This is a genomic window from Pseudomonas sp. HY2-MNA-CIBAN-0224, assembly GCF_040310285.1.
Classification (GTDB): domain Bacteria; phylum Pseudomonadota; class Gammaproteobacteria; order Pseudomonadales; family Pseudomonadaceae; genus Aquipseudomonas; species Aquipseudomonas helleri.
On record NZ_JBEOPQ010000060.1, the window covers coordinates 21,566 to 29,935 of the forward strand.

The 8,370-nt window shown below is 61.5% G+C and carries 7 protein-coding genes; 1 reads left to right on the forward strand and 6 read right to left on the reverse strand.

The annotated features are described in order from the left end of the window. Positions 1–95: 95 nt before the first annotated feature. From AAEZ03_RS21215 to AAEZ03_RS21235, 5 genes are all read right to left on the reverse strand, one after another. Positions 96–1,118, reverse strand: coding sequence for a putative 2-aminoethylphosphonate ABC transporter substrate-binding protein (locus AAEZ03_RS21215; protein ID WP_350581340.1), 1,023 nt, complete (start codon positions 1,116–1,118; stop codon positions 96–98). Between the two features lie 25 nt (positions 1,119–1,143). After that, positions 1,144–2,868 carry a putative 2-aminoethylphosphonate ABC transporter permease subunit gene (locus AAEZ03_RS21220; protein ID WP_350581343.1) on the reverse strand — a complete coding sequence of 575 codons (1,725 nt, stop codon included), beginning with the start codon at positions 2,866–2,868 and terminating at the stop codon, positions 1,144–1,146. A 1-nt stretch (position 2,869) separates the two neighbouring features. After that, the gene (locus tag AAEZ03_RS21225; protein ID WP_350581346.1) at positions 2,870–3,946 is read right to left on the reverse strand and encodes a putative 2-aminoethylphosphonate ABC transporter ATP-binding protein; all 1,077 of its coding nucleotides are present in this window, start codon (positions 3,944–3,946) and stop codon (positions 2,870–2,872) included. A gap of 219 nt (positions 3,947–4,165) precedes the next feature. Continuing rightward, a complete protein-coding gene (locus AAEZ03_RS21230; protein WP_048371046.1) occupies positions 4,166–5,029 on the reverse strand; it encodes a LysR family transcriptional regulator in 864 nt (287 codons plus the stop codon). Between the two features lie 16 nt (positions 5,030–5,045). Continuing rightward, positions 5,046–7,319 carry a heavy metal translocating P-type ATPase gene (locus tag AAEZ03_RS21235; RefSeq protein ID WP_350581349.1) on the reverse strand — a complete coding sequence of 758 codons (2,274 nt, stop codon included), beginning with the start codon at positions 7,317–7,319 and terminating at the stop codon, positions 5,046–5,048. An 85-nt stretch (positions 7,320–7,404) separates the two neighbouring features. Here AAEZ03_RS21235 and cadR point away from each other — a divergent pair, with 85 nt between their 5' ends. Further along, complete coding sequence (cadR, locus tag AAEZ03_RS21240) at positions 7,405–7,854, forward strand: Cd(II)/Pb(II)-responsive transcriptional regulator (RefSeq protein WP_048371049.1); 450 nt, start codon at positions 7,405–7,407, stop codon at positions 7,852–7,854. Between the two features lie 121 nt (positions 7,855–7,975). Here the strand turns inward: cadR and AAEZ03_RS21245 are convergent, their stop codons facing one another. Further along, positions 7,976–8,317 (reverse strand): thymidylate synthase, encoded by a 342-nt coding sequence (locus tag AAEZ03_RS21245; RefSeq protein ID WP_502947938.1) that lies wholly within the window; start codon positions 8,315–8,317, stop codon positions 7,976–7,978. Between the last annotated feature and the right edge of the window lie 53 nt (positions 8,318–8,370).

The following is an 8,370-nucleotide window of genomic DNA, read 5'->3' on the forward strand; positions in this document are numbered from 1 at the left end:
CGAGCCCGCAGGGGTCGCGCTGTTCAAGAGCGAAGGTCCTTCGGCCCTTATCGCAGCCTGCGGCAGCGGCTACAGGGTTTAGCGTTTATGCAAAGTTATTCGGCCACTTTCTCGGACTTGCCGTCATAGCGTTTGCGCCATTCGGTCAAAATCTGATCGCGGTTTTTTGAGGCCCAGGCGAAGTCGTTTTGGATCAGGCGTTGCTCGTAGTCAGCCGGCAATTCGGTCTGCGGCTTGGCAATTCCAGGCTGCGCGAGCACGGCGAAGTTCTCTTTATAAAGCTCCATCGCCGCCGGGCTGGCCGAGAAGTCAGCGAGCTTTTGCGCCGCTGCTTCATGGGGCGTGCCTTTAATCACGGCTGTGGCTTCGATCTCCCAGCCCAGGCCTTCTTTAGGCAGGATGATGTCCAGTGGCGCGCCCTGGCGCTTGAGCTGCACAGCCGGGTATTCAAACGAAATGCCAATCGGGAACTCGCCCGAGGCGGCCAATTTGCACGGCTTGGAACCGGAGTGAACGTAGTGGCCGATGTTCTGGTGCAGGCCGTCCATGTACACCCAGCCCTGCTTCTCGCCAAAGGTTTGCAGCCACGCGCTCACGTCCAGAAAGCCCGTGCCGGACGACGCCGGGTTCGGCATCACGATCTTGCCCTTGTACTCGGGCTTGGTCAGGTCTTGCCAGCTCACCGGCTTGCTCAGGCCCTGTTTTTCGGCCTCAACCGTGTTGAAGCAAATGGTTGCGGCCCACACGTCCATGCCAACCCAGGCCGGTGGATTGGCCGGGTCACGGTAGTTGGGGCCGATCTTGGCCAGGTCTTGCGGTGCGTAGGGTTGCAGCATGCCTTGCTGATCGAGGATCGCCAGGCTCGACGCCGCCAGGCCCCAAACGGCATCCGCCTGCGGGCGGTCTTTTTCAGCGAGCAGTTTGGCGGTGATGATGCCGGTGGAATCACGCACCCACTTGATCTCAACGTCCGGGTTGGCCTTCTCGAAAGCTTGCTTGTAGCTCTTCAGTTGCTCGGCTTCGAGGGCGGTGTAGACGGTCAGTTCGGTTTTTGCGGCAAACGCGTTAGCGCTCAAAGCGGTGAGGACAGCAGCGACAAGAGCAAGAGGCTTGAACATGGTGCGGTTCCTTGAGGTGGAAGGGTTATTGCGCCGGTGCGCCTTGGCGCCAGGCTTGGGAGCGGCGCAACACGCCGCGTGAAGCCCAGGCCAGGAGCAGGGACACGCCAATGGAGGTCAGCAAAATCAGGGTCGACATGGCCGCCGCGCCGCCAACGTTGCCGGCGTCGTCCATGTTCAGCACCGCCACCGCCGCGAGGATGGTGTCGGGGCTGTAGAGGAAAATCGCCGCCGACACGGTGGTCATTGCCGAGACAAACAGGTAGCGCACGATGTCCAGCAGCGCGGGCAGGCAAATCGGTACGGTGACGCGCCAGTAATGGCGGTACAGCGGCGCCTTGAGCGACAGCGCAGCGGCTTCGAACTCGCCGTCGAGCTGGCGCAACGCGGTGGTGGCGGTCATTTGCGCGGTGGTCAAATAGTGAGCAATGGTGCACACCACCAGCAGCTCCATGGTCCCGTAGAACACATGCAGCGGGTTGCCCGGCAGGTTGAAGAAAAACACGTAGCCCAACCCCAGCACCAAACCCGGCACCGCCATGGGGATGAAGCTGAGCATGCGCAGCACCAGGTTCAGGCGCTTCTGGGTGTGGGTTTTTTCCATCAGATAGGCGCCGGTGAAGATCACCGCGCTGCCGATCAGCGCCGTGCACAGGGCCATGGTCACGCTGTTGCGGTAGGCCAGCCAGCCGCCACCGGCAGTGTCGTTGAACTGGTAGTGGTTGAGGGACAGCGACAGGTTGTACGGCCAAAATTTGACCAGCGACGAGTACACCGCCATCCCGAACACCAGCAGCAAGGCGGCGCAGATCAGCAACACGATGGCCAGGTAGCAGCCATCTCGCAGCCTCGAAGGCACCGGCTTGAACACCTGGGCACGCCCGCTCATGGCGTCGCCGTGCTGACGGCGCAGCCAGGCATCGACGCCGAAGCTGAACAGCGCGGGCAAGAGCAAGACCATGCCGATCAAGGCGCCGCGACCAAACTGCTGCTGCCCGACCACCGCTTTGTAGGCTTCCAGCGCCAGCACCTGGTAGTCGCCGCCCACCACCACAGGCACGCCGAAGTCGGTGACGGTTAGGGTGAACACCAGGCAAAACGCGGCAAACACGGCCTGCCGCGTGCCCGGCCAGGTGATGCTGCGAAAGGCTTTGAATGGCCCGGCGCCCATGCTCGATGCCGCATCAAACAACCGGGCATCGGCCAGCGACAAGGCGGACAGCAGAATCATCAGGGCATGGGGAAAGGTGTAGATCACCTCGCCGAGGACGATGCCCCAGAAGCCGTAGATGTTGTCTGCAATCAGCCCGCGCAGCAGGCCCTGATTGCCGAACAAATACACCAGGGCAATGCCCGGCAACATCGACGGCGCCATCAGCGGCAGCAACGACAACCCGCGCCAGACGCGCTTGCCGGGGATCAAGGTGCGTTGCAGCGCGTAGGCAAACAGGTACGCCAGCGGTACGACAATCGCCGCTACGCTGAGCGACACTTTTAGGCTGTTACCCACCAGCCAATGAAAGTTATCGCTGGTTACCAACTCCCGCGCCGCGACCCAACCTCCGCCTTGGCCGTCTTGCGCACTGAAGCCACGCCAAAAAATCGCCAGCAACGGCATCAGCACGGCAATGGCCAATATCAGCAGCAACAGCAGTTTGCCGCCTAGGACAAACAACGTGTCGCCCCGTTCAGCCCGCGCAGCGTTACGGGCCAGGGTGTCGGACAGGGGCAAGGTCATTGGCGCGGCCATGTCAGGCAAACACCTGAAGGCTGTTCGGCGGCAAGGCGACGAAGATATCCTGGGCGCCGAGACGCGGCAAATCCTGGCTGCCGACTTCGGCGGTGAGCGGGTGGCCCGGCAGGTGGTTGAGTTCGAAGCTCATGCGGCAGCGATTGCCGAGGAAGGTGATGTCCCGCACCCGTGCCGGGAACAGGTTTTCTTCGTGCAGTACCGGGTTGACGCTGATCGCTTCGGGGCGACAAAACAGCCGCCCCGACTCGACGCGCCCGGCGTCGGCGGCCAAGCGCATATTGACCCCGCCGACCTGCGCGTAGGTGCCGCTGTTATGGTCAAACGGCAGCCAGTTGCCTTGCCCGACAAACTCGGCAACAAAGGGCGTGGCGGGCTTGTTGTAGATCTCTTGCGGGGTAGCGTACTGCTCGACCTTGCCGTTGTTCATCACGGCGATGCGGTCGGCCATCAGCATGGCTTCGTCCTGGTTGTGGGTCACCATCAAGGTGGTGATGCCCAGGCTGCGCTGCAATTGGCGCAACTCGGTGCACAAATGCTCGCGCACCCGGGCATCCAGGGCCGACATCGGTTCGTCGAGCAGCAACAGCGACGGTGCCGGCGCCAAAGCGCGGGCCAGGGCGACTCGCTGCTGCTGACCGCCGGACAGTTGGCCGGGGAATTTCTTTTCGCTGCCCGTGAGGCCCACCAGTTCGAGCATCTCGCTGACGCGCTTGCGCACCACGTCGCGGTTGCTGCCGACCAGGCCGTAGGCGATGTTGGCCTCAACGGTCAGGTTGGGGAACAGTGCGTAGGACTGAAACAGGATCCCGTAGTCCCGTGCTTGCGGGGCGAGGTCTGAGACATCCCGTGAACCGAGGTACAAAACACCATCGTCCTGACGTTCCAGCCCGGCGATGCAGCGCAGCAAGGTGGTTTTACCGCACCCCGAAGGCCCGAGCAGACACACCAGTTCACCCGCTGCCACCTCCAGCGAAACGTTGTCCAGCGCGGTAAAAGCGCCAAAGCGCTTGCTCACGTTGCGCATCTTCATCGGCACGCCGGGTTGGGTCAAAGGGGTTGCGTTCGAGCGGTTCATGGATGCACCTCATCAAGCAGATGGGGTCATCCTAGAGGCGCTATACGTACAAGATGTGGCAGTCAGGCAAAAGCTGCCGATAGAGGTATTGGTGGATTTGGGAGTAATGCTCACAACATTCCTGTGGGAGCGGGCTTGCTCGCGATGGCAGCGACTCGGTATGCCTGAGAAACCGCGCTGCCTGTATCGCGAGCAAGCCCGCTCCCACACATTCCGATCTCAGGCCGGGGCCATTTCCTGCGCCAAGCCCAGAAAAGCCGCAGGCAAGCGCGCTGATTTTCGCTCTTTGAGGCAGTACAAATACTCGGCGATCAGCGGCGCACCTTCGAGGGTCAGTACGCGCAGTTGCGGGTCGTGGGGGACTTCCTGGCGGGCGATGATGCTGATGCCGATACCGCGCAGCACCGCTTCGCGGATCGACTCGCGGCTGCCAATTTCCAGCAGCGGGCCAAAACCAACCCCGGCGCTGCTGAGCAGTTCTTCGGTCAATTTACGCGTGGTCGAGCCTTGCTCGCGCATCAGCAGGCAATGCCCGGCCAAGGCGCTCAGCGGCACGTGATCGAGCTTGGCCAACGGGTGATTGCGGTGCACGGCCACCACCAGCGGGTCGGAACCCAGAACCCGGCGTATCAGCCGTGGGTCTTCCAGCAACTGCGACGAGGCGGCAATGTCGACGCGGTATTCGTCCAGCGCTTCGAGCACTTGCTGGGAGTTGCCAATGTCTACCGACACGACAATCTGCGGCAGGCGCTCGCGGAAGGCTTTGACCAGATCAAGGATGTAATACGGCGCGGTGGCGGCGATGCGCAACGTGCCGGTGCCGTGACCGCTGTTGCGCAAAAAGAACTCGATATCGGCCTCTTGCTGCAACAGCGTTTTAACCATGGGCAGCAAGCGCACGCCTTCATCGCTGAGGGTCAGGCGCCGCCCGCCACGGTAGAACAGTTCTACGCCGTACTGGCTTTCGAGCTGGCGGATCTGGGTGGTCACGGTCGGCTGGCTCAACCCAAGCTTTTTCGCCGCCTGTGTGATGCTGCCCAACTGGGCCACCCGGTAAAACGCTTTCAGCTCGGCACTCAGCACGGTGGCCTCTCTTGATCTATTTGCGCACCAGGCGCAACCCGTTAAACACCACCAACAGGCTCACGCCCATGTCAGCAAAGACGGCCATCCACATGGTGGCCAAGCCCATGAAGGTTACCGCAAGAAAGATCGCTTTAATGACCAATGCCAAGGCAATGTTCTGTTTAAGGATGCTCGCGGTGTCCTGTGACAAGCGAATGAAGGCCGGGATTTTGCGCAGATCGTCGTCCATCAGGGCGACATCTGCGGTCTCAATGGCGGTATCCGTACCCGCTGCCGCCATGGCAAAACCGATCTCGGCGCGGGCCAAGGCCGGGGCGTCGTTGATGCCGTCACCGACCATGCCCACGTGATGGCCCTGTGCATAAAGGGCTTCGATGGCTTTGAGTTTGTCCTCCGGCAGCAAGTTGCCCTGCGCCTGGTCAATGCCCACCTGAGCCGCAATCGCGTTGGCGGTGTGCGGGTTGTCGCCGGTCAGCATCAGGGTTTTAACCCCCAGGGCGTGCAACTCGCGGATCGCTTCGCGGCTGGTTTGCTTGACCGTGTCGGCCACGGCGAACAGGGCCATGGGGCCTGCGCTGTCGATCAGCAAGATCACGGTTTTACCTTGCTCTTCCAGCGCAAAGAGCTTCTCCTCAAGGGCGGGCGAGCACAGGCCCAGTTCTTCGATCAGGCGGTGGTTACCCAAGTGGTAAACCTTGCCGTCGATGTCGCCACGCACGCCGCGCCCAGCCAGCGCCGTGAAGTTATCCACAGTACGCAGCGTCAGGTTTTTATCCACAGCGGCATTGGCCACGGCCATCGACACCGGGTGATCTGAACGCGAAGCCAGGCTTGCAGCCAGCAGCACCGCGCTCTCGGTGTGCAGCGGGTCGAGCGGCAGGTAGTCGGTTTGCACCGGCTTGCCGTGGGTGATGGTGCCGGTTTTATCCAGCGCCAAAAAGTCCAGCTTGTGGCCGCTTTCGAGGTATACACCGCCTTTGACCAGGATGCCTTTGCGTGCAGCGGCCGCCAGACCGCTAACGATGGTTACCGGGGTCGAGATCACCAGCGCGCACGGGCACGCCACCACCAGCAGTACCAGCGCACGGTAGATCCAGTCGAACCACGCCTCGCCCATAAACAGCGGCGGGATAATCGCCACAGCCAAGGCCAGTAGAAACACCACCGGGGTGTAGATTTTGGAGAAGCTGTCGACAAAACGCTGGGTCGGTGCACGGGCGCCCTGGGCTTGTTCCACCGCCAGGATGATGCGCGCCAGAGTCGAGTTGTTGGCCGCTGCGGTAACGCGAAACTCCAGCGAACCGGCCTGGTTGATGGTGCCCGCAAAGACTTTATCGCCCACGGTTTTTTCCACCGGCAGGCTCTCGCCGGTAATCGGCGCCTGATCGATGCTTGAGCTGCCCGCCACCACTTCGCCGTCCAGGCCAATGCGCTCGCCGGGTTTAACCCGCACGATGACACCCGGTTCGACGTCTTTAACCTCACGTTCCAGCCATGTGCCGTCGGCTTGCTGCACGGTGGCTTTGTCCGGGGCCATTTGCATCAGGCCGCTGATGGCGTTGCGTGCACGGTCCAGGGACTTGGCTTCGATCAACTCGGCCACGGTAAACAGGAACATCACCATCGCCGCTTCGGGCCATTGGCCGATCAGCAGGGCGCCGGTCACGGCGATGCTCATCAGCGCGTTGATGTTCAGGTTGAGGTTTTTAAGGGCAATCCAGCCTTTTTTGTAGGTGGTCAGGCCGCCGCTGAAAATCGACACCAGCGCCACCAATGCAATGGCCCAGGTCGGCGCTGCGCCGGTGAAGTGCAGCACTTCTGCCGCCAACGCACCGACACCGGACAGCGCCAGCGGCCACCAGTGTTTTTTCGGCGCAGGCGGCAGCGGCGCGTCAGCATCGGCGCCGGTTTGCAGCGGGTCGGCCTGCATGCCCAAGGATTTAATGGCCGCGACAATCGGATCGGTGGACGGCAGGTCGTGGGTCACCACCAGCACGCGATTGATCAGGTTGAACTCCAACTGCTGCACACCGGCCAGCTTGCCCAGTTTGTTCTGGATCAGGGTTTGCTCGGTCGGGCAGTCCATGGCTTCAATGCGGAAACTGCTCAGGCGCGCGCCCACGGTGGGCGTGGCGCTGAGTTTGATCACGCTCGGCCCGGCAGTGCTTGAACAGCAACTGTGCGCGTGGCTGGCGTGGTCGTGTTTTTCCTCATGGCCGTGGTCATGGTCATGGTCATGGTCATGGTCAGCGTGTGGTTTGTGCGAAGTGTGAATGGAGTCGCTCATCGGGTGCGTCCAAAAAAGGTGCCTGTTGCCAAGTAAAGACCCTGTAGCCACTATAGGGTCAAGCATCCTTTGGGAGATAAGCGCGATGAAGATTGGTGAACTGGCGAAATTGACCGATTGTCAGGTCGAAACCATCCGTTATTACGAGCGTGAAGGCTTGTTGCCAGAGCCTGCGCGCAGTGACGGCAACTACCGTTTGTACACCCAGGCGCATGTTGAGCGGCTGACGTTTATCCGCAATTGCCGCAGCTTGGACATGACCCTCGAAGAAATCCGCAGCCTGCTCAACCTGCGCGACAGCCCGCAGGACCAATGTGAAAGCGTGAATGCGTTGATCGACGAGCACATCCACCACGTCAAGGCGCGCATTGATGGCTTGCAAGCTTTGCAGGCGCAACTGCTCGACCTGCGCCAACGCTGTGGCGAAGGGCCGGGGATGGATCAGTGCGCGATTTTGCAGCGTCTGGAAGTCAGCGGCTCAGTGGCAGCGCCAGAAGGCGAGCCAAGCCATGTGGGCAGAAGCCACGGGCATTAGCCCAACACCCTCGCCCCGTGGGAGCGGGCTTGCTCGCGATACAAACGACGCGGTGTTCTTTTAGACCACAGCGATTCGATCGCGAGCAAGCCCGCTCCCACAAGACGCGAGGGGAGTGGGGTTACACCGCCATCGGTGCGGTCATGGGGGCGTGGTGCTGGTAGCCTTCGAGGCTGAAGTCGCTCGGCTCGATCAGTTCCAGCCACTCCGGCTGGTAAACGCCGGTCTTGGCGAATTCCGGTACGCGGTCCGAGATCACCAGTTTTGGCATCGGGAACGGCTCGCGGGTCAGCTGTTCGTTGAGCATGTCCAGGTGGTTTTCATACACGTGGGCATCGCCAATGAAGTAGGTGAACCAGCGCGGCGTGTAGCCGGTCAGGCGGCCGATCAGGCTCAGCAACGCGGCGCCTTCGGTCAGGTTGAACGGCGTGCCCAATGGCTTCATGCGACACCTATGATGCACACTACGACTGTATCCTTGAGCAATATCTGTATCATCTCGTAGTGCAGAATTAT

Bases quoted from the DNA above. Each gene is read 5' to 3' on its own strand.
- AAEZ03_RS21235 (WP_350581349.1), bottom strand. From the start codon at position 7,319: ATGAGCGACTCCATTCACACTTCGCACAAACCACACGCTGACCATGAC.
- cadR (WP_048371049.1), top strand. From the start codon at position 7,405: ATGAAGATTGGTGAACTGGCGAAATTGACCGATTGTCAGGTCGAAACC.
- AAEZ03_RS21220 (WP_350581343.1), bottom strand. From the start codon at position 2,868: ATGGCCGCGCCAATGACCTTGCCCCTGTCCGACACCCTGGCCCGTAAC.
- AAEZ03_RS21225 (WP_350581346.1), bottom strand. From the start codon at position 3,946: ATGAACCGCTCGAACGCAACCCCTTTGACCCAACCCGGCGTGCCGATG.
- AAEZ03_RS21215 (WP_350581340.1), bottom strand. From the start codon at position 1,118: ATGTTCAAGCCTCTTGCTCTTGTCGCTGCTGTCCTCACCGCTTTGAGC.